The sequence below is a fragment of the Rhodovulum euryhalinum genome (genome assembly GCF_004342445.1).
Lineage (GTDB): Bacteria > Pseudomonadota > Alphaproteobacteria > Rhodobacterales > Rhodobacteraceae > Rhodovulum > Rhodovulum euryhalinum.
In genome coordinates this window covers 402847-428723 of the sequence record NZ_SLWW01000001.1, presented here as the reverse complement: position 1 = coordinate 428723, position 25877 = coordinate 402847, and the positions used below count along the sequence as shown (strand labels likewise).

At 69.4% G+C, this 25877-nt stretch carries 22 protein-coding genes; 15 read left to right on the top strand and 7 right to left on the bottom strand.

Annotated elements, in window-relative coordinates; genetic code table 11:
• Nucleotides 1–4 precede the first annotated feature (4 nt).
• Nucleotides 5–385 (top strand): HIT domain-containing protein, encoded by a 381-nt coding sequence (locus EV655_RS01925; protein ID WP_132540938.1) that lies wholly within the window; start codon nt 5–7, stop codon nt 383–385.
• 193 nt (nt 386–578) lie between these two features.
• On the opposite strand, the gene EV655_RS01920 is transcribed toward EV655_RS01925, so the two are convergent.
• Nucleotides 579–1130 carry a pseudouridine synthase gene (locus EV655_RS01920; protein WP_132540935.1) on the bottom strand — a complete coding sequence of 184 codons (552 nt, stop codon included), beginning with the start codon at nt 1128–1130 and terminating at the stop codon, nt 579–581.
• Nucleotides 1127–2071, bottom strand: coding sequence for an ABC transporter ATP-binding protein (locus tag EV655_RS01915; RefSeq protein ID WP_132540932.1), 945 nt, complete (start codon nt 2069–2071; stop codon nt 1127–1129). Before EV655_RS01915 ends, EV655_RS01920 begins: the two co-directional genes overlap by 4 nt.
• A 98-nt stretch (nt 2072–2169) precedes the next feature.
• Here EV655_RS01915 and EV655_RS01910 point away from each other — a divergent pair, with 98 nt between their 5' ends.
• The 3 genes from EV655_RS01910 to polA all read left to right on the top strand — a co-directional run bounded on the left by EV655_RS01910 (nt 2170) and on the right by polA (nt 6048).
• The gene (locus tag EV655_RS01910) at nt 2170–2379 is read left to right on the top strand and encodes a zinc-finger domain-containing protein (RefSeq protein ID WP_132540929.1); all 210 of its coding nucleotides are present in this window, start codon (nt 2170–2172) and stop codon (nt 2377–2379) included.
• The gene (locus EV655_RS01905; RefSeq protein WP_132540926.1) at nt 2376–3164 is read left to right on the top strand and encodes a DsbA family protein; all 789 of its coding nucleotides are present in this window, start codon (nt 2376–2378) and stop codon (nt 3162–3164) included. The genes EV655_RS01910 and EV655_RS01905 overlap by 4 nt, the downstream gene beginning before the upstream one ends.
• A 70-nt stretch (nt 3165–3234) precedes the next feature.
• The gene (gene polA, locus EV655_RS01900) at nt 3235–6048 is read left to right on the top strand and encodes a DNA polymerase I (protein ID WP_132540923.1); all 2814 of its coding nucleotides are present in this window, start codon (nt 3235–3237) and stop codon (nt 6046–6048) included.
• Between the two features lie 75 nt (nt 6049–6123).
• Here polA and EV655_RS01895 read toward each other — a convergent pair whose 3' ends face one another.
• On the bottom strand, nt 6124–6726 hold the full coding sequence (locus EV655_RS01895; protein ID WP_132540920.1) for a DUF1285 domain-containing protein: 603 nt from the start codon (nt 6724–6726) through the stop codon (nt 6124–6126).
• 59 nt (nt 6727–6785) lie between these two features.
• Between EV655_RS01895 and EV655_RS01890 the strand changes: the two genes are divergently transcribed.
• Genes EV655_RS01890 through EV655_RS01875 form a run of 4 tightly spaced genes read left to right on the top strand, consistent with a single transcriptional unit; the run spans nt 6786 to nt 13478 of the window.
• Nucleotides 6786–7793, top strand: a complete 1008-nt coding sequence (locus EV655_RS01890) for an AAA family ATPase (protein WP_132540917.1) — start codon at nt 6786–6788, stop codon at nt 7791–7793.
• On the top strand, nt 7790–8665 hold the full coding sequence (locus EV655_RS01885) for a DUF58 domain-containing protein (protein WP_132540914.1): 876 nt from the start codon (nt 7790–7792) through the stop codon (nt 8663–8665). The genes EV655_RS01890 and EV655_RS01885 overlap by 4 nt, the downstream gene beginning before the upstream one ends.
• Complete coding sequence (locus EV655_RS01880) at nt 8665–11430, top strand: DUF4159 domain-containing protein (RefSeq protein ID WP_132540911.1); 2766 nt, start codon at nt 8665–8667, stop codon at nt 11428–11430. The genes EV655_RS01885 and EV655_RS01880 overlap by 1 nt, the downstream gene beginning before the upstream one ends.
• On the top strand, nt 11427–13478 hold the full coding sequence (locus EV655_RS01875) for a glutamine amidotransferase (RefSeq protein WP_132540908.1): 2052 nt from the start codon (nt 11427–11429) through the stop codon (nt 13476–13478). Before EV655_RS01880 ends, EV655_RS01875 begins: the two co-directional genes overlap by 4 nt.
• A 194-nt stretch (nt 13479–13672) precedes the next feature.
• Here EV655_RS01875 and EV655_RS01870 read toward each other — a convergent pair whose 3' ends face one another.
• Nucleotides 13673–14266 (bottom strand): hypothetical protein, encoded by a 594-nt coding sequence (locus EV655_RS01870; RefSeq protein ID WP_243644954.1) that lies wholly within the window; start codon nt 14264–14266, stop codon nt 13673–13675.
• 171 nt (nt 14267–14437) lie between these two features.
• Nucleotides 14438–15139: a DUF599 domain-containing protein gene (locus EV655_RS01865; protein WP_132540905.1), complete on the bottom strand. Its 702-nt coding sequence runs from the start codon at nt 15137–15139 to the stop codon at nt 14438–14440.
• 88 nt (nt 15140–15227) lie between these two features.
• Between EV655_RS01865 and EV655_RS01860 the strand changes: the two genes are divergently transcribed.
• The 6 genes from EV655_RS01860 to EV655_RS01835 all read left to right on the top strand — a co-directional run bounded on the left by EV655_RS01860 (nt 15228) and on the right by EV655_RS01835 (nt 21537).
• Nucleotides 15228–16661 carry an FAD-linked oxidase C-terminal domain-containing protein gene (locus tag EV655_RS01860; RefSeq protein ID WP_132540902.1) on the top strand — a complete coding sequence of 478 codons (1434 nt, stop codon included), beginning with the start codon at nt 15228–15230 and terminating at the stop codon, nt 16659–16661.
• A 61-nt stretch (nt 16662–16722) separates the two neighbouring features.
• A complete protein-coding gene (locus tag EV655_RS01855) occupies nt 16723–17925 on the top strand; it encodes an FAD-binding protein (RefSeq protein ID WP_424511291.1) in 1203 nt (400 codons plus the stop codon).
• 4 nt (nt 17926–17929) lie between these two features.
• Nucleotides 17930–19216, top strand: a complete 1287-nt coding sequence (gene glcF, locus EV655_RS01850) for a glycolate oxidase subunit GlcF (protein ID WP_132540899.1) — start codon at nt 17930–17932, stop codon at nt 19214–19216.
• Nucleotides 19217–19266: 50 nt separating this feature from the next.
• Nucleotides 19267–20097 (top strand): trypsin-like serine peptidase, encoded by an 831-nt coding sequence (locus tag EV655_RS01845; protein ID WP_207901917.1) that lies wholly within the window; start codon nt 19267–19269, stop codon nt 20095–20097.
• 18 nt (nt 20098–20115) lie between these two features.
• Nucleotides 20116–20913, top strand: coding sequence for a trypsin-like serine peptidase (locus EV655_RS01840; protein ID WP_165905235.1), 798 nt, complete (start codon nt 20116–20118; stop codon nt 20911–20913).
• Between the two features lie 135 nt (nt 20914–21048).
• The gene (locus tag EV655_RS01835) at nt 21049–21537 is read left to right on the top strand and encodes an Hsp20 family protein (protein ID WP_132540893.1); all 489 of its coding nucleotides are present in this window, start codon (nt 21049–21051) and stop codon (nt 21535–21537) included.
• Nucleotides 21538–21667: 130 nt separating this feature from the next.
• On the opposite strand, the gene EV655_RS01830 is transcribed toward EV655_RS01835, so the two are convergent.
• Entirely contained in the window at nt 21668–23602 is a 1935-nt protein-coding gene (locus EV655_RS01830; protein ID WP_132540890.1) for an elongation factor G, read from the bottom strand.
• 313 nt (nt 23603–23915) lie between these two features.
• Between EV655_RS01830 and EV655_RS18535 the strand changes: the two genes are divergently transcribed.
• Complete coding sequence (locus EV655_RS18535) at nt 23916–24344, top strand: globin domain-containing protein (RefSeq protein ID WP_165905234.1); 429 nt, start codon at nt 23916–23918, stop codon at nt 24342–24344.
• A gap of 22 nt (nt 24345–24366) precedes the next feature.
• On the opposite strand, the gene EV655_RS01820 is transcribed toward EV655_RS18535, so the two are convergent.
• Entirely contained in the window at nt 24367–25839 is a 1473-nt protein-coding gene (locus EV655_RS01820; RefSeq protein WP_132540884.1) for an NAD-dependent succinate-semialdehyde dehydrogenase, read from the bottom strand.
• Between the last annotated feature and the right edge of the window lie 38 nt (nt 25840–25877).

Sequence of the window (25877 nt, the reverse complement as noted above, 5' to 3'; positions counted from 1 at the left end):
CCCCATGCCCTACGCCTATGACGACCAGAACGTTTTCGCCAGGATCCTGCGGGGCGAGATCCCGAACGACACGGTCATGGAGACCGCGCATACACTGGCCTTCAACGACATCGCCCCGCAGGCGCCGGTGCATGTGCTGGTGATCCCCAAGGGCGCCTATGTCTGCTTCGACCATTTCGCAGAGCAGGCATCCGACGCGGAGATCGCCGATTTCAACCGCGTGGTGGGCCGGATCTGCGAGGACAAGGGTCTTTGCCCCGGCGCGGGCGGCGAGGGCTATCGGCTGGTGGCGAATTCCGGCAGGGATGCCATCCAGGAGGTGCCACACATGCATGTGCATATCCTCGGTGGCCGCAACCTGGGGCGGATGTTGCCCAAGGATTGAGGCGCCGGATCGAGACGGGCTCGGTCCTTCGGATTTCGCCTCGGCTTGCGCCGAAGCGACCCGCGCGGGGGGCGCTGCCCCCCGCGACCCCCCGGAGTATTTCCGCCAAGAAGAAGCGGGATCGGGCGCGGGCAGGACAAGGCAGGCGGCGCGTTGGCCCCGGACAGGGTTTGCCGGCCGGGCCTGGGGAAGGTCAGGCCAGCCGCCAGATTCCGGTTTCTAGTCCGTCCAGGGTCCAGTCGCCCACGCGGTAGCGGATCAGCCGGAGCGTCGGGTGGCCGATGGTGGCGGTCATCCGGCGGACCTGGCGGTTGCGCCCCTCGGTGATCGTCAGTTCGATCCAGCAATCGGGCACGGATTTGCGGAACCGCACCGGCGGGGTGCGGGGCCAGAGGCCGTGGGGATCACCCGCCATCCGGCGCACCCTGGCCGGGCGGGTCGGCCCGTCCTTGAGCGTGACGCCGTCCCGCAGCGCCTGCAGTGCGGCGTCGGAGGGTATGCGCTCGACCTGGACCCAATAGGTCTTCGCCATCTTGTTGCGCGGGTCGGCGATCCGGGCCTGAAGGGGCCCGTCATCGGTGAGCACCAGCAACCCCTCGCTGTCGCGGTCGAGCCGGCCGGCGGGGTAGACGCCGGGGACGTCGATGAATTCGGCCAGCGTGCGGCGGTCGGGACGGGGTGGGCCGTCATCGGTGAATTGCGACAGAACCCCCCAGGGCTTGTTGAACAGGACCACCCGGCTCACGCAGCGCCCTTGGACGAGGTGAGTTCGACGAAGACATCCTCGAGGTCGGGTTCCTCGGTGGCGATGTCGCGGATCGTGATTCCGGCGTCGCGGACCGCCTCGATGACCGCGCCGGTGGATATGTGCTTGCGCCGGTAGGTGAAGCACAGCGCGCCGTCACGGCGCTGGCAGCTTTCGACGCCCCGGGGCATCGCGGGCAGGGTGGTCACAGGGTCTTCGGGGTGGACCACCAGCGTCTTGGCGTCCATCCGGCCGACCAGGGCGGCGGTCGAATCCCGCGCGATCACCTCGCCATGGTTGATGATCGCGATCTCCTCGCACATCTGTTCGGCCTCTTCGAGGTAATGCGTGGTCAGGATGATCGTGGTGCCCTGTTCCTCGTTCAGGCGGCGGATATTGGCCCAGAGCATCTGGCGCAGCTCGATATCGACGCCCGCGGTCGGCTCGTCCAGCACCAGCACCTGCGGGCGGTGGACCAGCGCCTTGCCCAGCAAAAGCCGCCGCCGCATGCCCCCCGACAGGTTGCGGGCATAGGCATCCGCCTTGTCCTCGAGCCCGATGGCCTTGAGCACGCGGTCGGTGATGCGCTGGGATTTCGGCACGCCGTAGAGCCCGGCCTGCACCTCAAGCGCGGCGCGGGGGGTAAAGAACGGGTCGATGTTCAGCTCTTGCGGCATCACGCCAATGGACGCGCGGGACTGGCGCGGGTTCACGTCCTGGTCAAAGCCCCAGATCCGGACCTTGCCGCCGGTTTTCAGCACCAGCCCGGCGAGAATGTTGATCAGCGTCGACTTGCCCGCGCCGTTCGGGCCCAGCAGGCCGAAGATCGAGCCCGCGGGAATGTCGAGGTCGACCCCCTTGAGCGCCTGTTTCGGGGGTTGGCTGCCGCTGGCGGCGTAGGTCTTGGTCAGCCCTTCGATCTCGATCGCGTTTCCGCCCATTTCCCCGCCTCTGCCGCTTGCCCGTGCCGGGGCCATCGCTATCATGCCCCGCGATCCAAGGCGACCCCGTCGCCCCGGCAACGAGCGGAGCCCATGCCATGACGCCAGAAGCCCCCGAGGACCCCAAGGCGATCGACGCCCCCGAAACCGAGATCGTCAGCCAGTGGCGCGTGGCCTGCGACGGGTCCGGCCCCGCGCTGGGCCATCCGCGGGTCTGGCTGCAGATCCCGCGCGACGTGGGCTATGTGGATTGCGGCTATTGCGACAAGCGGTTTATCCATGAAAGCGCCGCCGACAAGGTGACGTGAGCGCGCCGCCGGATCGGGGGCGGATGCGGCGCAACCTGCTTTGGCTGGGCGGGATCGCGCTGGCCTATGGGGCGCTGGCCTCGGGGCCGAATCTGTGGCGGCGGGTGTTCCCGGCGGCGTTCGATTTTTCCGAGATTCCCGGCCTTCCGGGGTTTCGCAGGATTGGCCAGGGGGCTGTTTCGGCCGGGTCGCCGGTGCTGATCGGGCTTGATGCGGGCGCCCCGGCCCCGCCGCGCGCCGCGCCCGGGGAACTGCGGGCCGATCTTTGCGCGCATCTTTTCGGGGGGGCAATCGGGACGGGGGCGGTGCCGGTGGCCTATTTCTCGGACGTCCGCTGCTCGTATTGCCGGGTTCTGACGCCGCTTGTGCACGAGCGTTCCTCGGGCGCGGCGGCCTCGATCCGCCTGGCCTGGCACGAATTGCCCCTGCTCGGCGAAAGCTCGGTTCTGGCGGCACGCGCAGCCCTTGCGGCGGGGTTTCAGGGGGCGGGGCCTGCAATTCACGCGCGGCTGGCGGCAACGCGGCTGGTGCCGACGCAGGCCGCGCTTGTCCGGCTGGCCGAAGACATCGGGATCGACGGCGCGCGCCTGGTGGCCGACATGGCCGCGCCGCGGGTCGACCGGCAACTGGCGGTCAGCCTCGGTCTGGCCGGCCTGTTCGGCTTTCCGGGCACGCCCGCGCTGGTGGTCGGGCGCACCGCGGTGCTGGGCCGGATCGAGGCGGGCGATCTTGACCGGCTGATCGCGCTGGAAGCGGCCGAGGCCGCGACCGCCCCCTGCGCCTGACCCAAACGGCTGGCGAAACGCGCGGCTTCGTGGCAAGACCGGGCTGCACGGCGAAGGGGGCGAGACGACCATGGGCGGGACATTCGGCAAGGGTTGCCATCTGCATCTGATCGACGGCTCGGCCTTCATCTTCCGGGCATTCCACGCGCTGCCGCCGCTCACGCGGAAATCCGACGGGCTGCCGATCGGCGCGGTGTCGGGCTTCTGCAACATGATCCACAAATACGTGCAGGACAACGCGGGGCCGGATGCGCCGACCCATGTGGCGGTGGTCTTCGACAAGGGCAGCCACACGTTCCGCAACGACCTGTACGACCTTTACAAGGCCAACCGCGACGCCATGCCCGAGGATCTGCGCCCGCAGATCCCGCTGACCCGCGAGGCGACGCGCGCCTTCAACATCGCGTGTCTGGAACAGGAAGGGTTCGAGGCCGACGACATCATCGCCACCCTGACCCGGCAGGCGGTCGAGGCCGGGGGGCGGGTGACGATCATCAGTTCCGACAAGGATCTGATGCAGCTTGTGGGCAATGGCGTCGAGATGCTGGACGCGATGAAGGGCAAGCGCATCGGGGTCGAGGAGGTCGAGGAGAAGTTCGGCGTCGGGCCAGATCGTGTCGTGGATGTGCAGGCACTGGCGGGCGATTCCGTGGACAACATCCCCGGCGCGCCGGGGATCGGGATCAAGACCGCCGCGCTGCTGATCCAGGAGTTCGGCGATCTGGAAACGCTGCTGGACCGGGCCGACGAAATCCCCCAGCCCAAGCGGCGCCAGACGCTGGTCGAGCATCGCACGCAGATCGAGCTGTCGAAACGGCTGGTGACGCTGGATTCCGCGACGCCGCTGGATATCACGCTGGACGATCTGGAGGTGCGCGAACCCGACCCCGCCGCGCTGATGGACTTTCTGACGAGGATGGAGTTCCGCACGCTGACCAAGCGGATCGCCGAGGGGCTGGGGGTCGAGCCCCCGGTGATCGCGGACACCAACCCTGCGGGCGCGGCCCCGTCCGAGGCGGCCGACCAGTCCGCAACGATCCCGTTCAGGCCCGAGGACTACGAGTGCATCCGCGACGCGGCCGCGTTGCAGCGATGGATCGACGCCGCGACCGCGCGGGGGCTGATGGCGGTCGATACCGAGACCACGGGGCTGGACGAGATGCGGTGCGACCTGGTGGGCATCTCGCTGGCGGTCGAGCCGGGGCGGGCCTGTTACATCCCGCTGGGCCACAAGATCGGCGAGGGCGACCTTTTCGGCGCGGATGTGCTGGCCGAGGGACAGATGCCGCTGGACGAGGCACTGGCGCTGCTGAAACCCGTGCTGCAAGACCCGGCCGTGATCAAGATCGGCCAGAACATGAAATACGACGCCAAGGTTCTCGCCCGCTACGGGGTGCATGTGGCGCCCATCGACGACACGATGCTGATGTCCTACGCGATGAATGCGGGCCTGCACGGGCACGGGATGGATGCGCTCTCCGAGCGTTATCTCGAACACCAGCCGATCCCGATCAAGTCGCTGCTGGGGTCGGGCAAGGCGCAGATCACCTTTGACCGGGTGCCGATCGACGAGGCGGTGAAATACGCGGCCGAGGATGCCGACATCACCCTGCGGCTCGCGCAGCTTTTCAAGCCGCAGTTGCACCGGGCGCGCGTCACGACCGTCTACGAGACGCTGGAACGACCACTGGTGCCCGTGCTGGCCGAGATGGAGATGACGGGCATCAGGGTCGACCGAGATACCCTCAGCCGGATGTCCAACGCCTTCGCCCAGAAGATGGCGGCGCTGGAAGCGGAAATTCACGACCTTGCGGGCGAGACGTTCAATGTCGGTTCGCCGAAACAACTGGGCGAAATCCTGTTCGACAAGATGAGCCTGCCGGGCGGCAAGAAGGGCAAGACCGGCGCCTATGCCACCGGCGCCGACGTGCTGGAAGATCTCGCCGCCGAGGGTCACGACCTGCCGGCCCGCGTGCTGGACTGGCGCCAGCTTTCCAAGCTGAAATCAACCTATACCGATGCCCTTCAGGACCATATCAATCCCGAAACCGGGCGGGTCCATACGTCCTATGTCATCACCGGCGCGGTGACCGGGCGGCTGGCCTCGACCGATCCGAACCTGCAGAACATCCCCGTGCGCACCGAGGAAGGCCGCCGCATCCGCGCGGCCTTTGTCGCGGACGAGGGCAAGGTGCTGGTCAGCCTCGACTATTCCCAGATCGAGCTGCGCATCCTTGCCCATGTCGCGGGGATCGACGCGCTGAAGCAGGCCTTCCGCGAGGGCCAGGACATCCACGCCATGACCGCGTCGGAAATGTTCGACGTTCCGATGGACCAGATGACGCCCGAGATCCGGCGGCAGGCCAAGGCGATCAATTTCGGGGTGATCTACGGCATTTCCGGCTTTGGCCTCGCGCGGAACCTGCGGATACCGCGGGGCGAGGCGCAGGGCTTCATCGACCGCTATTTCGAGAGATTTCCGGGCATCAAGGACTACATGACCGAGACGGTTGCCTTCGCCAAGGCCAACGGCTTTGTCCAGACGCTGTTCGGGCGGAAGATCCACACGCCCGAGATCGGCGCCAAGGGCCCGCAGGCCGGATTCGCCCAACGGGCCGCGATCAACGCGCCGATCCAGGGAACGGCCGCCGACATCATCCGCCGCGCGATGATCCGCATGCCCGGGGTGTTGAAGGGGCTGCCCGCAAAGATGCTGTTGCAGGTCCATGACGAATTGGTCTTCGAGGTCGACAAGGGGGCCGAAACCGGGGTCATCGACGCGGTGCGCGAGGTGATGGAGGGCGCGGCGATGCCCGCGGTGAAGTTGGACGTGCCGCTGGTTGTGGATGCCGGAACCGGGCAAAACTGGGCCGAGGCGCACTGACAACGGGGCTGCGCCAGGAGCTTTCGAAAGATCCTGACGGCCCCCTTCGAAGGATCGTGGGCCCGGCCGCCGGGTTCAGGGCAGTTCCGCCGAGGGAATGACGGGGAAGAACGCCCCGCCCGACCACAGGCCGAACCACTCCGCCCCGTCGTGCGTCGCACGCGTGCCGATCTCGACCAGACGGTAAAAGCTCTTGCGGTCGATCCGCGCCTCCAGATTGCGCCGCACGAGGACGTAAGGCGCGGGCTCGCCGGTCTCGGGGTCGCGCTCGACCCGGATCGGGTGATCGGGCCCCGCCGCCACCCGGTCGCCGACATTGGTGGTGAAGGTCAGGATCTGGTCCGCGCCGGTGCCCGCCCGCTCGAAATCGACGGCGACGAAGGGCACGTCCTCGACCGTGATCCCGACCTTCTCGACCGGGGTGACCAGGAAATACCGCGCGCCCTCGCGCTTGAGGATGGTCGAGAACAGCCGCACCAGAGGTGCCCGGCCGATCGGGGTGCCAAGGTAGAACCACGTCCCGTCCCGCGCGATCCGCATGTCGAGATCGCCGCAGAAGGGCGGGTTCCACGAATCAACCGGAGGTAGTCTCCCCCCGGCGGCCGCGGCGCGGGCGGTTTCGGCCAGCCTGTCGGCATCGGGTTTCACGATCATTTGTGCCGCTTCGGTTTTTGCCATTTGTGGCGCGTGCGATATGTGACGATACTAGCCCATATAAGACCCAAGGGAGAGATGTCATGTCCGAAGAGGCCCAGCTGGTGGCCGAGATCGAGGCGCTGGGTGTCCGCCTGGCCGAGGCCAAACGCAGCATCACCAAGCGGTTCATCGGGCAGGAACGGGTCGTGGACCTGACCCTTTCGGCATTGCTTTGCGGTGGTCACGGGCTGCTGATCGGCCTGCCGGGCCTGGGCAAGACGCGGTTGGTGGACACGCTGTCGACGGTCATGGGGCTGCATGGCGCGCGCATCCAGTTCACCCCCGACCTGATGCCGGCCGATATCCTGGGGTCCGAGGTGCTGGAAACCGGCGGCGACGGCAGCCGCGCCTTCCGCTTCATCGAGGGGCCGATCTTCTGCCAGCTCTTGATGGCCGACGAGATCAACCGCGCCTCGCCCCGGACCCAGTCGGCGCTGTTGCAGGCGATGCAGGAGAAATCGGTCACCATCGCAGGCGCGGCGCATCCATTGAAGCCGCCGTTCCACGTGCTGGCGACGCAGAACCCGATCGAGCAGGAGGGCACCTATCCCCTGCCCGAGGCGCAGCTTGACCGGTTCCTGGTGCAGATCGACGTGCCCTATCCCGACCGCAGGACAGAGCACGACATCCTGATCGCCACCACCGGCATCGAGGAGGAAGCGGCGCATGCGGTATTTACCGCCGATCAGTTGATCGCCGCGCAAAGGCTGGTGCGGCGGATGCCGGTGGGCGAGGCGGTTGTCGAACTGATCCTGGATCTCGTGCGTGCCTGCCGCCCGAGCGAGCCCGAGTCGCCGCCGATCGTGCGCGAGACCGTGGCCTGGGGCCCGGGACCGCGGGCGGCGCAGGCGCTGATGCTGACGGTGCGGGCGCAGGCCCTGCTGGAAGGGCGGCTTGTGCCGTCCGCCGACGACGTTCTCAAGATGGCGGCGCCCGTGCTGACCCACCGCATGGCGCTGAGCTTTGCCGCACGTGCCCGGGGCCAGAGCCTCGCCGACGTGATCGAGACCGTGGCGCGCGAGGTCGTGCGCGTCGAGGCCGCGGCGTGAGCGATCCCGCCACCCTCCGCGCCCGCGCCGAGGGCCTTGCCGAGGCGCTGCCGCCGCTGCTGGCGGATGCCGAGCATCTGGCGCAGGCGGTGCTGCTGGGCGAACACGGGCGGCGGCGCGCAGGGGCGGGTGACGAGTTCTGGCAATATCGCCCTGCCCATGCGGGCGATACTGCCCGGATGGTCGACTGGCGCCGGTCGGGCCGGACGGACGCGCATTTCGTGCGCGAAAAGGAATGGCAGGCGGCGCAGAGCGTCCTGCTCTGGGTCGACGATTCCGCCTCGATGGATTTCTCGGGCACAAGGACCCATCCCTCCAAGGCCGCGCGCGCGCGGGTTCTGGCGATGGCGATCGCCGTGCTGCTGACCCGCGGTGGCGAGCGGGTGGGGCTGGCGGGCACCGGCCTGCCGCCGCGCCGGGGCCCGTTGCAGTTGCTGCGCATCGCCGAGACGCTTGCCGGGGCCGGGGGCGCCGCCGATTACGGCGCCCCGGACGCGCGCGGCATGGCGCCCCATTCCCGGGTGGTGCTGTTTTCGGATTTCCTGGGCGATCCCGGCCCGGTGGAGAAGACGCTGACCGAAGCCGCGGATCGAGGCGTCAAGGGCGCGATGCTGCAAATCCTCGATCCCACCGAGGAAGCGTTTCCCTTCGACGGGCGGACGATCTTCGAAAGCATGGGCGGCAGCCTGCGCCACGAGACGCTGAAGGCGGGCGACCTCAGGGGCCGCTATCTCGACCGGCTTGCGGCACGCAAGGCGCGGCTGGCCGATCTGGCCCGCGCGACCGGCTGGCACTATTCCACCCATCACACGGGCGAGCCGGCGCAGGCGTCGCTGTTGTGGCTTTATCGCGCGCTGGAGCGCGTTCACTGATGTGGACCATCGGCAGCCTGGGCTTTGCCGCCCCCGCGCTGCTCTGGGCGCTGCTGGCGTTGCCGGCGCTGTGGCTGATCCTGCGCGCCGTGCCGCCCGCGCCGATCCGGCGGCGGTTCCCGGGCGTGGCCTTGCTGCTGGGGCTGACCGATGACGAGACCCAGACCGACAAGACGCCCTGGTGGCTGCTCTTGCTGCGGATGCTGGCGGTGGCGGCGCTGATCGTGGGCTTTGCGGGGCCGGTGCTGAACCCGCAGGACCGTCAGCCCGGGACCGGGCCGCTTCTGGTCTTCATCGACGCAACATGGGCCGATGCCCGCGACTGGCCGCGCCGGATGGACCGGGTTGCCGCCCTGCTGGACGAGGCCGGGCGCGACGGGCGGCCCGTGGCGGTGGTGCAGGCCACCGACCTGCCCGAGGCGGGGCTGCCCTTCCAGGCGGCCGAGGCCTGGGCCAGTCGGCTGGCCGGGTTCAAGCCTGCGCCCTGGCTGCCCGATCCGCAGGCGCTGGGCCACTGGGCCGAGGGGCTGGAGGGCGGCTTCGACACGTTCTGGATGTCGGGCGGGCTGGACTACGCGGGGCGGCACGACCTGCTGTCCACGCTCATGGCCTCGGGCGAGGTGCGCGTGTTCGAAAGCCCGCGCCCCGTGCTGGCGCTGCGCCCCGCCGCCTTCGAGGACGGCGCGATCCGGCTGACGGCGCTGCGCGCCCGCGCCGCCGAGGCCTCCGAAGTCACGCTGACCGCCACGGGCCGCGACCCCGCGGGGGTCGAGCGCGTGTTGGCCCGGGTGCCCGCGACCTTCGAGCCGGGCGCGGCCGAGGTCGAGACCGAACTTGTCTTGCCGCCCGAGTTGCGCAACCGGATCAGCCGGTTCGGCGTCGAGGGCGTGCGGTCAGCCGGGGCCGTTACCCTTACCGATGACAGCCTGAAACGCCGCGAGGTGGCGCTGATTGCCGGGCGCGACGACCGTGAGGGGCTTCAACTGCTGTCGCCGCTCTTCTACCTGCAGAAGGCGCTGGAGCCGACCGCCGACCTGATCGACGGCACGCTCAGCGACATCATCCTCGCCAGTCCCGACGTGATCGTTCTGGCCGATGTCGCCACGCTGTCGAGCGCCGAGGCCGGGGCGCTGCAGGCTTGGGTCGAGGAGGGCGGCCTGCTGGTCCGTTTCGCCGGGCCGCGGCTGGCCGCCTCGGATGTCAGCCGCGACGCCGAAGACCCGCTGATGCCGGTGCGCCTGCGAGCGGGTGGCCGCACCGTGGGCGGCGCGATGAGCTGGGGCGAGCCGAAGGAGCTGCGCCCCTTCGCCGAAACCTCGCCCTTCTTCGGGCTCGAGGTGCCGCCCGACGTGCGGGTGAACGCGCAGGTCATGGCCCAGCCCGACCCGCAGCTTGCCGAACGCGCCATAGCGGCGCTGACCGACGGCACGCCGCTGGTGACCCGCAAGAATCTGGGCGAGGGGCAGGTGGTGCTGTTCCACGTCACCGCGAACGCGGAATGGTCCACGCTGCCGCTGTCGGGGCTGTTCGTGCAGATGCTGGAACGGCTCGCCGTCTCGACCCGGCCCGCGCGGCCCGAGGCGGCCGAACTGGCCGGGACCACATGGGTCGCGGAGACCGTTCTGGATGCCTTCGGCGAGGTGGGCGACGCGGGCACCCTGCCGGGCGTGCCGGGCGAGACCCTGGCCGACGCCCGCCCCGGCCCCGACCTGCCGCCCGGGCTTTACGCGGGCGAGGACCGGCGGCTGGCGCTGAACGTGATCGGCCCCGAGACCGCGATCGCCGCCACCGCCTGGCCTGCCCGCATCCCGGTCGAGGGGCTGGCCGTGGCGCGCGAGACGCTGCTCAAGGGCTGGCTGCTGGCGGCGGCGCTCGCGCTGCTGGCGGCCGACATCCTCGCCTCGCTCTGGCTGTCCGGGCGGCTCAGGGGGCAGCGGTCGGGGGCGGCGGCTGCCGTGGTGCTGGCACTGATGCTGCCGGTGGATTCTCATGCGCAGGGACTGTCCGACGACGCGCTGGCGCTGAAGGCCACGTCCGAGGTGGTGCTGGCCCATGTGATGACGGGCGACGCGCGGGTGGACGATGTGGCGCGCGCGGGGCTGCGCGGGTTGTCGGACAAGCTGAACCAGCGCACCTCGATCGAACCGGCCGAGCCGATTGCGGTGAACCTGGAAACCGACGAGCTGTCGTTCTTTCCCTTCCTCTACTGGCCGGTGACGGGAAACCAGCCCCTGCCGTCGCCGGAGGCCTATGCCCGGCTCAACCGATACCTGCGCACCGGCGGCATGATCCTGTTCGACACCCGCGACGCGGATGTGGCCCGCTTTGGCGGCGGCTCGCCCGAGGGGCGGCGGCTGCAGCAACTCGCCCGCCCGCTCGACGTGCCGCCGCTGGAACCGGTGCCGGGCGACCACGTGCTGACGCGCACATTTTACCTATTACAGGATTTCCCAGGCCGCCACGCCAGCCGCGATGTCTGGGTCGAGGCCGCGCCCCCCGACGCCGAGCAGGCCGAGGGGATGCCGTTCCGCGATCTGAATGACGGCGTGACGCCGGTGGTGATCGGCGGCAATGACTGGGCGGCGGCCTGGGCGGTGGATGCACAGGGCGGTGCGCTTTTCCCCGTGGGCCGCGGCTATGCGGGCGAGCGGCAGAGGGAAATCGCCTTCCGCTTCGGGATCAATCTGGTGATGCATGTGCTGACCGGCAACTACAAATCCGACCAGGTCCACGTGCCTGCGCTGCTGGACAGGCTGGGCCAATGACGGGCGAGGTGATCTTTGCCCCGCTGTTGCCCTGGGCGGTGCTTTGGGTGCTGGTGGCCGCTGCCGTGGCCTTTACCGGTCTTGCGCTCTGGCGGGGGCTGTCCGGCTGGTGGCTGCGAGGTCTTGCGGCCGCGGCGATCCTGGGAGCCATCGCCAACCCGTCGCTGCAGACCGAACAGCGCAACCCGCTGTCGGATATCGTCGTGCTGGTGGTCGACGAAAGTGCCAGCCAGCGGCTGTCGGATCGGCCCGCGCAGATCGCCGAGGCCATCGCCCGGATCGAGGCCGAGGTGGCCACGCTCGACAACACCGAGCTTCGGATCGTCCGGCTGGGCGATGGCGCGGGCAACGAAGGCACGCTGCTGATGACGGCGCTGGCCGAGGCGCTGGCCGAGGTGCCCCGCGCGCGGCTGGCGGGCGCGATCCTGCTGACAGACGGCCAGTTGCACGACCTCGATCGCGCGCCCGCCTTGCCCGCGCCGCTGCATGCGCTGCTGACCGGGCAAGAGGACGACTGGGACCGGCGGCTGGTGGTCCGCAACGCGCCCGCCTTTGCCATCCTGGGCGAGGAGATCCGGCTGACGCTGCGGATCGAGGACCAGGGTGCGGTACCCGAGGCGATGGGCGCGTCGACGCGCGTGACCGTCGCCATCGACGGCGGCGAACCGCAGAGCTATACCGTGCCGTTGAACGAGGATCTCGAGGTCCCGGTGATCCTGGATCACGCGGGGCGCAACGTGATCCAGTTCTCGGTGGCGACCGAAGAGGGCGAACTGACCGACCGCAACAATGCCGCGGTGGTTCAGATCAACGGCGTGCGCGACCGGCTGCGGGTGCTGCTGGTCTCGGGCGAGCCGCATCCGGGGGAACGCACCTGGCGCAACCTGCTGAAATCCGACAGCGCGGTGGACCTTGTCCACTTCACCATCCTGCGCCCGCCGGACAAGCATGACGGTGTGCCGGTGACCGAGCTGTCGCTGATCGCGTTTCCCACGCGAGAGTTGTTCATCGACAAGATCGACGAGTTCGACCTGATCATCTTCGACCGCTACAAGCGCCGCGGCATCCTGCCGATGCTGTATTTCGACAATGTGCGCGAGTATGTCGAGAAGGGTGGCGCGGTGCTGATCGCGGCGGGGCCCGATTTCGCCAGCGCCGACTCGATCTACCGCTCGCCCCTGGCGGACATCCTGCCCGCTGCGCCCACCGCACGGGTGATCGAGGAAGGCTATCTGCCCGCCGTCACCGACCTGGGCCAGCGCCACCCGGTCACCCAGGGGCTGACGGCCGAGCATGAGGGCGAATGGGGCCGCTGGTTCCGGCTGATCGACCTTGAGGCCGCAAGCGGCCAGGTGGTGATGAGCGGGGTCGGCGAGAGGCCGCTTCTGGTGCTTGACCGGGTGGGCGAGGGGCGCGTGGCGCTGATGGCGTCCGACCATGCCTGGTTGTGGAACCGCGGCTTCGAGGGCGGCGGGCCGCAACTGGAACTGCTGCGCCGGCTGGCCCATTGGATGATGAAGGAGCCCGAGCTGGAGGAAGAGGCGCTGAGCGCCCAGGCCGAAGGCCAGACCATGACGATCACCCGCCGGTCGCTGTCCGAGCAGGGACGCAGCGTCGAGATCACCCGCCCCGACGGCGAGACCGAGACACTGGAACTGGAGGAAACCGCGCCGGGGCGGTTCCAGGCAACCTGGGAGGGGCCCGAGATCGGGCTTTACCGTTTGTCGGACGGTGATCTGGAGACTGTCATAGCGCTGGGCCCGGCCGCGCCGCGGGAATTCGAGGAGACGATCGCGAGCGGCGCAAGGCTTGACCCGGCGGTGGGCGCGACACGTGGGGGCATCCTGGCGCTGCACGCGGGGCTGCCGGACATCCGTACGGTTCGCGAGGGACGGTTGGCGGCAGGCCGGGGCTGGATCGGGATTACCCCGCGGGGGGCCTACCTGACGGCTGATGTGCGGATCACGCCGCTGGCGCCGGCCTGGGCCTTCCTGCTGCTGGCGGCGGCGCTGAGCCTTGGCGCCTGGCTGCGCGAGGGGCGGCGGTAAGGGGCGGCTGGACCGGGAGTTGCGCGATCGCCCTGCGGGGAACCGAGCCGGGTGCTGCAAGAAGGGTTTCGCCTTGGCTTTGCCAAGGCGACCCGCCGGGGGCGCTGCCCCCGGACCCCCGGAGTATTTCGACCAAGAAGAAGGCGGGGGCGTCCGTCTGATCCCTTGCACGCGCCCTGGCGGGGACAGGTTTTCTAACGGGAGTTCCGAGCTGAGGTGGTGCCGGAAAGCCGCGCGGCCTTTTCGGCCAGAACCTCGTTTCGGGGCCGCCACTTGTACCGGGGATCGTCCGCCACCGGCGACCAGAAGAGATCGCCCCCCTTGCGCCATGGGTCGAGCACCACGCCCTCTTGCAGCGGTTCCCCCCGTCGGCCGAGGATCACCGTGGAATGATCGATCCGGAACATCCGAGCCCCGGGCGAGATCGCGCGGTGAAGTTCCAGCGTGCGAAAATCCTCGGCGGCGAGCCGGGCCTCCATGTCCTCGGCCCAGTGGAAGCACAGGCCCCGTTCGCGCAGGCCCATGTTCACCTTGCTGTTATGAACCAGCGGCGGGTCGCTCACGCGATATTCCTGCGCAAGCTGCCAGGCATGGGTATGGGCGATCAGCGCGGCGCGCTCGGCCTCGCCGGGGTCGACCTCGGGGCCAAGCGCCCGGATTGTCCGGGCAAGCGCCGTCACCTCGGCCGGCGTGGGTGGCGGCGGGCCGTAGCGGCCGGGACCACAGGCGCCGAGCGCGAGCGTGGCGGCCAGCGCCGCGGCGGGTGCGATGGTCCTGAGCCTGTTCACCGTGCCTTCCTCCGGGGCCCTGCCGTTTCCCGTTGAATGGCTAGCCCGCATGCGCGTGGCTGTCGAGTGGCAAGCGGTCAAGCGCCCGCCGGAAGGACGCAGCGGCCGAGCTGCCGGTGTCGCACCGGGCCGGGTTCTTGACACGGGGCGGCGCCGCGGCGCGGTGGCCTGTCACGTCCCCGTGGTTCCGATCAGGGCCCGTCGTGAGTTCGACGCGAATTCGCGGCGCCAGAGCACGAAGATGGTGACCGCAGTCGCCGCGATCAGCGGGACCGCGCCCAGAAGCCAGGCGAGCCCCGCCAGCGAGAAATAGAGCGAACGCATGCCGCGGTTGAAGCTGCGCGCTGCGGTGATGTTGATCTCGGCGGCCTGGGCGGCACGGGGCAGGGCCGCGGGGTCCGCGGGGTCGTTCGGCACGGCGGCCATGATGACGGCGCAGTATCCGAACAGCCGGTGCGACCAGACGAATTTCAGGAACGCATTTGCGACGAACAGCAGGACAACGAGGATTTTCAGCTCCCACACGATGGCGGGTGCGGTTTCCAGCGTCAGATCCTGGGCCAGCCCCAGCAGCCGCTCGGTATTGCCGATCAGCGCAAGACCGCCGCCGATGATGATCATCGAGGCCGAGGCGAAGAAGGTGGTGCCCTGGCGCAGCGTCGACAGGATTGTGGCGTCGAAGATACGCGGCTGGCGGGTCACAAGCTCGTGCATCCAGTCCCGCCGGAAGCGTGTCATCAGTACCGAGACCGAGGGCCGGCCAGGCGGCGGGTGCTCGATCAGCCATCCGATGCCGAGCCATGCCGCGGTCCAGAGCGCGAGCGCTGCGGTGTCGAGCGGTGTGAACAGCGCGATCCGGTTCAAGGTCTCCATGGGTGCGAGGGTAGACGCAAGGGAAACCGCTTGTCAGCGTGGAATATTGGTTATAAAAATTTACCAATTCGGCCAAGGAGGAGCGCCCATGGACATGCCCGTGCCGAACGCGGCGGTCATCGCGAAGAAGGATCACGTGGTCGCGCGTCTCAAGGCGGTGCTGCCGGACGATGCCGTGATCCACGATCCTGCCGAAACGCGCGCCTATGAATGTGACGCGCTGACGGTCTATCGCTGCCCGCCCCTGGCCGCGGTGCTGCCATCCTCGACCGAGGAGGTGGCCGCGGTGCTGCGGATCTGCCACGAGGAAGGCGTGCCGGTGGTGCCCCGCGGGTCGGGCACGTCGCTGGCCGGCGGCGCGATGCCGACCGCCGACAGCGTGATCCTGGGGGTGGCGCGGCTGAACGCGGTTCTTGACGTCGATTACGACAACCGCGTGATCCGGGTGCAGACGGGGCGCACGAATCTTTCCGTCACCGGCGCCGTCGAGGAGGAAGGGTTCTTCTACGCCCCCGATCCGTCATCGCAACTGGCCTGCGCCATCGCGGGCAATATCGCGATGAATTCGGGGGGGGCGCATTGCCTGAAATACGGGGTGACGACCAACAATCTGCTGGGCGTGACGCTGGTTCTGATGGACGGCACCGTGGTCGAGGTGGGCGGTGCGTATCTGGATTCGGGCGGCTATGATTGGCTGGGGCTGATCTGCGGCTCCGAGGGGCAGCTGGGTGTGGTGACCGAGGCGACCTTGCGTATCCTTCCGAAGCCCGAGGGCGCGCGCCCCGTCCTGATGGGGTTCGAATCGAGCGAGGTGGCGGGCGCCTGCGTCGCCGACATCATCAAGGCGGGCGTCCTGCCCGTGGCGATCGAGTTCATGGACCGCCCCTGCATCCGCGCGACCGAGGCCTTCGCCGGCGCCGGCTATCCCGATTGCGAGGCGTTGCTGATCGTCGAGGTCGAGGGCAGCCCCGCCGAGATCGACGAGCAACTGGGTGTAATCTGCCAGATCGCCCGCCGTCACGACCCGGTGGAACTGCGCGAGAGCCGGTCAGCCGAGGAAAGCGCGCGGATCTGGCTGGGGCGGAAATCGGCCTTTGGCGCGATGGGGCAGATCAACGACTACATGTGTCTGGACGGCACGATCCCCGTGTCCTCGCTGCCCATGGTGCTGCGCCGGATCGGCGAGATGTCGAAGGCTTACGGGCTGGACGTGGCCAACGTGTTCCACGCGGGCGACGGCAACATGCACCCCTTGATCCTGTTCGACGCCAACAAGCCCGGTGACCTGGAGCGCTGCGAGGCGTTCGGGGCGGATATCCTGAAGCTCTGCGTCGAGGTGGGGGGGTGCCTCACCGGCGAGCACGGGGTCGGGATCGAGAAGCGCGACCTGATGGACGTGCAGTTCGGCCCGGCGGATATCGAGGCGCAATTGCGGGTGAAGGACGTGTTCGACCCGCAATGGTTGTTGAACCCCGCCAAGGTATTCCCGCTTGAGGCGACGGCGGCGCGGCGGGCGGGCTAGGGGGCGCTGCCCCCTCTTGCCCTGCGGGCAATTCACCCCCGGAGTATTTGGACCAAGAAGAATGATCAGACCCGAGACAGAGGCCGAATTGGCCGAGGCGGTGGCGAGTGCCGAAGAACCGCTGCGGATTGTGGGCGGCGGGACGCGGCCGGTGGGACAACCGGTCGAGGGCGTGGCGCTGTCGGTGGCGGGGCTGGCGGGGGTCGAGCTGTACGAACCCGGCGCGCTGACGCTGGTGGTGCGGGCGGGCACGCCGCTGGCCGAGGTCGAGCGGGTGCTGGCCGCCGAGGGGCAGCGGCTGGCCTTCGAGCCGATGGATCACCGCGGGCTGCTGGGCACCGGCGGTGACCCGACGATCGGCGGCGTGGTGGCGGCGAATGTTTCGGGGCCGCGGCGCATCCAGGCCGGCGCCTGCCGCGACGCGCTGATCGGAGTGCGCTTCATCGACGGGCGGGGGCAGGTGGTGCGCAACGGGGGGCGGGTGATGAAGAACGTCACCGGCTATGACCTGGTCAAGCTGATGGCCGGCAGCCGCGGCACGCTGGGCGTGTTGACCGAGGTCGCCTTCAAGGTGCTGCCCGCGCCCGAAAGCGCGGCGACGCTGACCCTGCATGTCGAGGACAGCGGCCAGGCCTTCGACGCGATGACCCGCGCGATGAAAAGCCCCTGCGAGGTGTCGGGGGCGGCCTGGGTGCCCGGGGCGCGCGCGGTGCATCTGCGGCTGGAGGGGTTTTCCGGCTCGGTCGGGTATCGCACCGGGCGGCTGACCGACCTGCTGCGGGATCTCGGCGAGGTGACGGTCGAGACCGGGGCCGAGGCGAACGCGGCGCTGTGGCGGGCGATCCGCGATGCCGAGGCGCTGACCGATCACCCCTATGTCTGGCGGGTGTCGATGGCGCCGGGCGCGATGCGCGCGGGGTTCATGGCCGATCTGGACCGGACGGCGCGGTTCGACCGGCTGGTCGACTGGGCGGGCGGGCTGTGCTGGATTGGCATGACCGAGGCGCAGGCGGCCGAGTATGCGCCGCGTTACGGGGCGGATGACGCGGCTTCGGGCGCGATCCGGTTCCACCGCGACCTGCAGGAGGCGATGGTCGACCCGGAACTGGGCGGGGGCCACGCCACGCTGGTCAAGGGGCCTGCGGCGTTGCGCGCCGAGGTGACCGTGTTCCAGCCCGAACCCGCGCCGCTGGCCGCGCTGGCCCGAGGCCTGCGCGCGCAGTTCGATCCGCGCGGCATCCTGAACCCCGGGCTGATGGGCTGAGCGCATGCAGACGAACTTCACCGACGAGCAGTTGCAAGACCCCGCCATCGCGCGGGCGAACGAGATCCTGCGGTCCTGCGTCCATTGCGGGTTCTGCACCGCGACCTGCCCGACTTACCAGGTGCTGGGCGACGAACTGGACAGCCCGCGGGGCCGCATCTACCTGATCAAGGACATGCTGGAAAACGACCGGCCGGCGGACGAGAAGACCGTCAAGCATGTCGACCGGTGCCTGTCCTGCCTGGCCTGCATGACGACCTGCCCCTCGGGCGTGCATTACATGCATCTGGTCGACCATGCCCGGGCGCATATCGAAAAGACCTACAAGCGCCCCTTTCCCGACCGGGCGCTGCGCTGGGTGCTGGCCCATGTCTTGCCCTATCCGGCGCGGTTCCGGCTGGCGATGCGGTTGGCGAAACTCGGGCGTCCGGTGGCGGCGTTGGTGCCCGATGCGCGGATCAGGGCGATGATGGCGATGGTGCCTGACAGCCTGCCGAAGCCCAGCCCCAATGACGCGCCGCAGGTGTTCCCGGCGCAGGGCGCGCGCCGGATGCGGGTGGCGCTGCTGACCGGCTGCGCGCAGCGCGCGCTGGACACCGATATCAACGACGCCACCATTCGGCTGTTGCGCCGTCTCGGCTGCGAGGTGGTGATTGCCAGGGGCATGGGCTGTTGCGGGGCGCTGACCCATCATATGGGGCGCGAACACGACAGCCACGCCATGGCCGCGCGCAACATCCGCGCCTGGGCCGCGGAGATCGCGGGCGAGGGGCTGGACGCCATCGTCATCAACACCAGCGGGTGCGGCACGACCGTGAAGGATTACGGCCACATGTTCCGCAATGATCCGCTGGCCGACCAGGCGCAGGCCGTGGTGGATCGCGCGGTGGATGTGTCCGAATTGCTGGTGAAACTTGACCTGCCGGCAGGAGCGGGCGGCCTGAGGGTCGCCTATCACGCGGCCTGTTCGCTGCAGCACGGCCAGCAGGTCAAGACCGCGCCCAAGGACTTGCTGAAACGCGCGGGCTTCGAGGTGGTGGAACCCGCCGACAGCCATCTCTGCTGCGGGTCGGCGGGGACCTACAACCTGCTGCAGCCCGAGATTTCCGCCAAGCTCAAGGAGCGCAAGGTTCGGACGCTGGAGGCAAAGAAGCCGCAGGTGATCGCGACCGGGAACATTGGCTGCATGATGCAGATCGGGTCGGGGACCGATGTGCCGGTGGTCCACACGGTGGAATTGCTGGACTGGGCCACCGGCGGGCCGCGGCCGCGCGCGCTGGGCGCGGGCTGACCGTCGGGCGCGGCCATATTCTTGCCGCGACCGCCTGATACGCCCCGGCCATGCGATGGCCCTTGCATCTTTTTCCGGCGCTGGCCGGAGTGTTCCTGACCCTGTTCGCGGGTCTCGCCGTGGCCGAGGACATGCCGCTGCGCAGCCTGGCCACGGGTGACGCCGCGAAGGGGTGGGAGGCGGTCGGACGGCTTGATCTGGGCGGGGTGGGCTTTTGCACCGGCGCGCTGATCGCGCCGAACCTCGTGCTGACCGCCGCGCATTGCCTGTTCGACAAGTTCAGCGGCGATCCGGTCGGTATCGCCGCACTGGAATTCCGGGCTGGATGGCGCAATGGCCGGGCCGAGGCCTATCGCAGGGTGCGGCGCGGCATCGTCCATCCCGACTACCGCCATGGCGCGGACGGCGACATGGCGCGGGTGGCAAAAGACCTTGCGTTGCTGGAACTTGACCGGGCGATCCGGCTGCCTGGGATCGCGCCCCTTGCGACCGCGGGCAAGCCGCGCAAGGGTGACGAGGTGGGTGTGGTCTCCTACGCGCAGGGCCGCGAGGAGGCGCCGTCCTTGCAGGAGGTCTGCCATGTGCTGGCCGGGCGGCCCGGCATCCTGATGCTGTCCTGCGAGGTGGATTTCGGCGCCTCGGGCGCGCCGGTCTTCCGGCTGGAGGACGGCGTGCCGCAGATCGTTTCAGTGGTTTCGGCCAAGGCCGAGATCTCGCGCCGCAAGGTGGCGCTGGGCACCACGCTGGATGCGTCGCTGGACCTGCTGCGCAGCCGGCTGGCGGCGGGCGAGGGCGTGATGGGCGGCACGGCCCCGCCGCTGCACCGGTTCGGGCAGGGCAGCGCGCGCAGCGGTGGCGGCGCCAAGTTCCTGAGTCCCTGAGCGATGGGTCCGGCGCGATTGCCGCTGCTTCTCGTGCTGCTGGTCGCGGCGTTTCCCGCACTGGCCGATACCGGGCTTCGGCGGCTCGGCCAGCGGGCCGACCTGCTGGGATGGGAGGCGGTCGGGCGGCTTGACCGGGCGGATGGCGGGTTCTGCACCGGGGTTCTGGTGGCGCCCGACCTGGTGCTGACCGCGGCCCATTGCCTGTTCGACCGGCAGGCCCGGCGCGTCGACCCGGGCGCGTTGACCTTTCGTGCGGGGTTCAGGCAGGGTGCTGCCATCGCCGAGGTTGCCGGGCGGCGTGCCGTGATCCACGCGGACTACCGCCCCGGCGCGGGGGATGCGCTGGCGCGGCTGAGTGCCGATGCCGCGCTGGTCCAACTGGCCGAGCCCATTCCCGCGGGCGTTGCGGCCCCCTTCGTGCCGGGGCGCGCGGTGCCCAAGGGCGGGGCTGTCAGCGTCGTTTCCTATGCAACCGGGCGCCAGGACGTGCTGTCCTGGCAGCCCGGCTGTACCGTTCTGGACCGCAGGCCGGGGGTCTATGCGTTTTCCTGCGATGTCTGGTTCGGGTCCTCCGGCGCGCCGGTGTTCGAAAGCTCGTCGGGCCGGGCGCGGATCGTCTCGATCGTGTCCAGCGGCACCCGCGAGGACGGGCGCACGATTGCCTACGGGATGGAGGCGGGCCGGGCGCTGGACGATCTGATGGCGGCAATGCGGTCCGGGCGGGGCGTCTTTCCCGAAGAGGCGGTCACCGCCCGGCGCCTGCCTGCGGCGGGCGGGCGCAGCGATATCGGCGCCCGGTTCGTGCGCCCCTGAACCCGCCCGGGCGGGTCTTGACAGCGGTTCTTCCCATCCCAGATTCCTGATCGCGGGTGCCGTCTGGGCCCGCCTGTCCTGCCCGTCCCGCTGAAGGGGAGGGCTTCACGCATCGCTCAGAAGAGGATGACCGACATGCGACATTATGATTTCGGACCGCTTTACCGTGCCACCGTGGGATTCGACCGGGTGGCCGACATGATGGACCGGCTGCTTGCCAGCGAGATGACGCAGCCAAGCTATCCACCCTACAACATCGAGAAGACCGGCGCGAATGGCTATCGCATCTCGATTGCCGTTGCGGGCTTCGCTGCCGGCGAACTGTCGGTCGAGGTCAAGGAGAACGCGCTGGTGATCGCCGCGCGCAAGGCGCCCGACGAGACCGAGCGCAGCTTCTTGCACCGGGGCATCGCGACCCGCGCCTTTGAACGCCGCTTTGCGCTGGCCGACCATGTGCGGGTGACCGGGGCCACCCATGCAGACGGCATGCTGCATGTCGATCTGGTGCGCGAGGTGCCCGAGGCGCTGAAACCGCGCCGGATCGAGATCGCGACCGCGGGGCCGAAGGCCATCGAGGCACAGCGTGCCGGGGTGGCCGACGAGGTGACCGGGACCGCGGCCTGATCCGTCCGGCTTTCTGACAGACCACGGACGGCGCGCGGGGTTCCTCGCGCGCCGTTGTCGTGCCCGCGCCGCCCGCGGGCCAGTTCCGCAGGAAGGGGCCGGGATGCCGCCCCGCGGACCGCTTTCCGCCTCAGGCCAGTTCCGCCGCCCGCGCCTCGCGGATGCGGTCGGCATCCTTGCCGTGCAATTCCTCGTAATGGTCGAAATGCGCCTCGAACCATGCCGTCCCGTGGGTCAGCCCGCCCAGGGCCTGGAACAACTCTTCCTTGGCGGCGGCCGGGATCAGCGCCTGGAACACGTCCCAGCCGCGCGCATCGCCATGCGCCTCGAAGCCCAGAACCTGCCCCTTGAGGCTGCCCGCCAGCGCCACCAGCGAGCCCGAATGGATCGAGGGGACGTGGATCACCACCCGGTCGATCGGTTGCAGCACAACCGGCCCGGCCTGGGCCAGCGCCTCGCGCACGCCGGTCTTGGCCGCGGTGCGGAAGGCGTGGTCGGAACTGTCGACCGCGTGGTGCTTGCCGTCGGTCAGCGTGACCGCGACATCGACCACCGGAAAGCCCAGCGGCCCCTGCGCCATCGCCTCGCGCGCGCCAGCCTCGACCGCGGGGATATAGTTGCGGGGCACCGCGCCGCCCTTCACCGTCTCGTCGAAGGCAAAGCCCGCGCCGCGGCCTTGGGGCCGGATGGTCATATGCACATCGGCGAACTGACCGGCGCCGCCGGTCTGCTTGCGGTGACGGTGATGGGTCTCGACCGGCCGGGTGATCGTCTCGCGGTAGATCCCCGAGACCGGGTGTTCGGCCGCCTCGACGCCGAAATCCTCGGCCAGCTTGGCCAGCACCCGGCGCATGTGGATCGGCCCCTGCAGGCGCACGACTAGATGGCCGGTCTCGTTGTCCTGGCTCAGGTCCATCCCCGGATCGGACGCGGCCAGCCGCCCCAGCGCGGCCGAAAGGCGCGCGTCGTCGCGGTCGTTGACGGGCATCACCAGGCGCGCATAGGCGGGCGGGCGGCCGCGGGTCCAGCCGGGCAGTTTCGTGGCCGCCTCGGCGGTATAGGCATAGCCGGGCTCCAGATGGTCGGACTTGACCGCGACGGCCAGCGTGCCCGGCTCCAGCGGCTCGGGTACGGGCTTGCCGTCGATGCCCGTCAGCGTGCCGATCGAGCCGCCCGACAACGGGCTGCCATGCTGCACCGGGCCGCCGAGGGCCCGGATCAGCGTCGACTTGCCAAGGTGCTTTCTGGTGTCCGACGCCACCCCGACCGCAAGCGGGTTCTCGACGCCCAGCCGCAGCGCGATCGCCTCCATCCCCGGCGCCTCGTGGCGCAGGGCCTTCATCAGCCGGGTCAGCCCGTTGCCATGCCCCGCCGCGCCCAGATAGGCCGCGATGATCCGGTTGCCGCGATGGGCCTCGGCCAGGACCTTGTAGAGATCCTCGGTGGGCGGTTCGCGGTCCTCGATCAGCTGCTCCATCAGGTGATCGTCGAAATCGGCCAGATGCTCCAGCAGTTCGGTGCGCGCCTCCTGTTCGCGGTCATGCAGTTCGGGCGGGATCTCGATCAGCTTCGAGGGCTGGCCCTCCTGGTACTGGAAGGCGCGTTCCGAGATCAGGTCGACGGCGCCCACCACATGGCCCGCGCCGTCGCGGATCGGCGCCTGTCGCAGGACGATGTGGTGGTTGGCAAAGCCCTGCAACGCGCCCACGATGTCGCGGATGCGTGCCTCGTCCTGGTCCATCTTGTTGATGAAGATGAAGCAGGGCACGTCGGATTGTTCGATCAGCCGCAGATAGGGCGCGGCCAGCACCGCCGCGTCGGGATCGGGCGCGACGCACAGGATGGCTGCGTCGGATGCCGCCAGGGCCTCGCCCGCATGGCCCAGGTAGTCGGGGCCGCCGGCGATGTCGAAGCCTGCCCAGGGTTCGCCCAGATAGGTGAACTGGCTGACCGTCAGGGCCTCGGTGAACTGGGCCGTGACGGGGCGGCCGTCAAGCTCGCCGAGGGCTTTCAGCAGGGTCGACTTGCCCGACTGCGAGGGGCCAAGGATCGTGAAACTGCGCATGGGGTGATGTCCTCCGATCGGTCGCTGTACACGGGATCTTGACCGCGTGCCCGACGCGCCGACCGATGTGCCGCGCCCGGACCGGATGCATGACGTGCGACCTGCGCCGGCCGTGGGTGCGGCCGCCGGAGACGCCGGGCCGCTGTCCCGTCTCGCCCCGATGTTCCCCGCTGTGGTCCCGTCCGGTCAAGGCAAATCTCGGGTCATCGGGACGCACCGCGCGGTCTGCCGGGGCACCGCTGCCGCGGCCGGGGTTCACCCCGCGTTAACGGGGCTGCGGCAGAGTACCCCGATCGCCAGCCCCGGAGGAGCGATGGACGCGCAGACCCGAAAGATCGTTGTCGAAAGCTCTGGCCCGCTGTTTGCGGCCAAGGGTCGTTTCGCCGAGGCGTTCTATCACCGGCTGTTCGAGATCGCCCCCGAGTCGCGTGCGCTTTTCCAGCGCGATTTCAATGTCCAGAAGCGGATGCTGATGGCGGCGCTGGCGATGGTGGTGGGCGTTCTTGGCGACCGTGCGCGTCTGGCCGCGACCGCCGCCCATCTGGGCCGGGTGCATGCCCGCCACGACGTCGGCCGGGACCATTTCGCGCTGGGCCAGCGCGCCTTCGATCTTGCGCTGCAGGACTTCTTCGGTGCGGCCTGCACCGAGGAAATGCGTAGCGCCTGGCAGTGCGCCTATTGCGAACTGCTGGACCTGATGCAGGCCGCGCCGGGCCCGGTGTCCGCTGGCACCGCGCCGTGACACGGCTGTTTCCGCGTCCGCTTCAGACCGACATGCAGATGTATTTCATCTCGAGGTAGTCCTCGATCCCGTGGCGGCTGCCCTCGCGCCCCAGCCCCGACTGCTTGACGCCCCCGAAGGGCGCGACCTCGGTCGAGATGATGCCGGTGTTCACCCCCACGATCCCGTATTCCAGGGCCTCGGCCACCTTGTAGACGCGCGACAGGTCGCGGGCATAGAAATAGGACGCGAGGCCGAAGATCGTGTCGTTGGCCATCGCGATCACGTCGTCCACCGTCTCGAACCGGAACAGCGGCGCGACGGGGCCGAAGGTTTCCTCGCTGGCAAAGCACATCTCCTGGGTCGCGCCCGCAACGATGGTGGGCTCGTAGAACGTGCCGCCGCGGGCGTGCCGCTTGCCCCCCGACAGCACACGCCCCCCCTTGGCGGTGGCGTCCGCGATATGTTCCTCGACCTTGGCCAGCGCGTCGTCCGAGATCAGCGGGCCCAGATCGGTGCCGTCGTCCAGCCCGTCCCCCACGCGCAGCTTAGCCACCGCCGCCGACAGCTTCGCGGCGAAGGCGTCATAGACGCCCGCCTGCACGTAGAGGCGGTTGGCGCAGACACAGGTCTGGCCGTTGTTGCGGAACTTGCACGCGATGGCGCCCTCGACCGCGGCATCCAGGTCGGCATCGTCGAACACGATGAAGGGCGCGTTGCCGCCCAGTTCCATCGAACATTTCATCACCTGATCCGCTGCCTGCCGCAGCAGGATGCGCCCCACTTCGGTCGAGCCGGTGAAGGTCAGCTTGCGCACCGTGGGGTTCTCGCAGAACTCGCGCCCGATCTCCGACGAACGCCGCGAGGTGACGACCGACAGCACCCCCGGCGGCACCCCCGCGCGCTCGGCCAGCACCGCCATCGCCAGCGCCGACAGCGGCGTTTCGCCCGCGGGCTTGATCACCATGGCGCAGCCCGCCGCCAGCGCCGGCCCCGCCTTGCGGGTAATCATCGCGTTGGGAAAGTTCCAGGGCGTGATCGCCGCGGTCACGCCGATCGGCTGGCGGATCACCGTCAGCCGCTTGTCCGCCTGGTGGCCGGGGATCGTCTCGCCATAGATGCGCTTGGCCTCTTCGGCGAACCATTCGATGAAGGACGCACCATAGGCGATCTCGCCGCGGGATTCGCTGAGCGGCTTGCCCATCTCGGCGGTCAGGATCACCGCCAGATCCTCCTGCGCGGCCATCATCAGGTCGAACCAGCGGCGCAGGATGTTCGCCCGCTCCTTGGCGGTCTTGGCGGCCCAGCCCTTCTGCGCGACGCGCGCCGCCTCGATGGCGCGGGCGGTCTCGGCACGGGTCAGGTCCGGCACGCTGGCCAGCACCGCGCCCGTGGCGGGGTTCGTGACGTCGAAGGTGGCGCCGTCATCGGCGCCGGTCCACGCGCCGCCGACACAGGCGTGGTGCGCCAGCAGGTCGGGATCCCTGAGAAGGCTCTTGAGGTCTGTTGCAGGCATCGGTCATCCTCCTTTCGGGTTCGGGCGCAGGCAAACAC

What these genes read in the sequence shown, in the direction of transcription:
- EV655_RS01925 (WP_132540938.1), top strand. Translation starts at nt 5, where the DNA reads ATGCCCTACGCCTATGACGACCAGAACGTTTTCGCCAGGATCCTGCGG.
- EV655_RS01915 (WP_132540932.1), bottom strand. Translation starts at nt 2,071, where the DNA reads ATGGGCGGAAACGCGATCGAGATCGAAGGGCTGACCAAGACCTACGCC.
- EV655_RS01910 (WP_132540929.1), top strand. Translation starts at nt 2,170, where the DNA reads ATGACGCCAGAAGCCCCCGAGGACCCCAAGGCGATCGACGCCCCCGAA.
- polA (WP_132540923.1), top strand. Translation starts at nt 3,235, where the DNA reads ATGGGCGGGACATTCGGCAAGGGTTGCCATCTGCATCTGATCGACGGC.
- EV655_RS01895 (WP_132540920.1), bottom strand. Translation starts at nt 6,726, where the DNA reads ATGGCAAAAACCGAAGCGGCACAAATGATCGTGAAACCCGATGCCGAC.
- EV655_RS01890 (WP_132540917.1), top strand. Translation starts at nt 6,786, where the DNA reads ATGTCCGAAGAGGCCCAGCTGGTGGCCGAGATCGAGGCGCTGGGTGTC.
- EV655_RS01880 (WP_132540911.1), top strand. Translation starts at nt 8,665, where the DNA reads ATGTGGACCATCGGCAGCCTGGGCTTTGCCGCCCCCGCGCTGCTCTGG.
- EV655_RS01875 (WP_132540908.1), top strand. Translation starts at nt 11,427, where the DNA reads ATGACGGGCGAGGTGATCTTTGCCCCGCTGTTGCCCTGGGCGGTGCTT.
- EV655_RS01865 (WP_132540905.1), bottom strand. Translation starts at nt 15,139, where the DNA reads ATGGAGACCTTGAACCGGATCGCGCTGTTCACACCGCTCGACACCGCA.
- EV655_RS01860 (WP_132540902.1), top strand. Translation starts at nt 15,228, where the DNA reads ATGGACATGCCCGTGCCGAACGCGGCGGTCATCGCGAAGAAGGATCAC.
- EV655_RS01855 (WP_424511291.1), top strand. Translation starts at nt 16,723, where the DNA reads ATGATCAGACCCGAGACAGAGGCCGAATTGGCCGAGGCGGTGGCGAGT.
- glcF (WP_132540899.1), top strand. Translation starts at nt 17,930, where the DNA reads ATGCAGACGAACTTCACCGACGAGCAGTTGCAAGACCCCGCCATCGCG.
- EV655_RS01845 (WP_207901917.1), top strand. Translation starts at nt 19,267, where the DNA reads ATGCGATGGCCCTTGCATCTTTTTCCGGCGCTGGCCGGAGTGTTCCTG.
- EV655_RS01835 (WP_132540893.1), top strand. Translation starts at nt 21,049, where the DNA reads ATGCGACATTATGATTTCGGACCGCTTTACCGTGCCACCGTGGGATTC.
- EV655_RS01830 (WP_132540890.1), bottom strand. Translation starts at nt 23,602, where the DNA reads ATGCGCAGTTTCACGATCCTTGGCCCCTCGCAGTCGGGCAAGTCGACC.
- EV655_RS18535 (WP_165905234.1), top strand. Translation starts at nt 23,916, where the DNA reads ATGGACGCGCAGACCCGAAAGATCGTTGTCGAAAGCTCTGGCCCGCTG.
- EV655_RS01820 (WP_132540884.1), bottom strand. Translation starts at nt 25,839, where the DNA reads ATGCCTGCAACAGACCTCAAGAGCCTTCTCAGGGATCCCGACCTGCTG.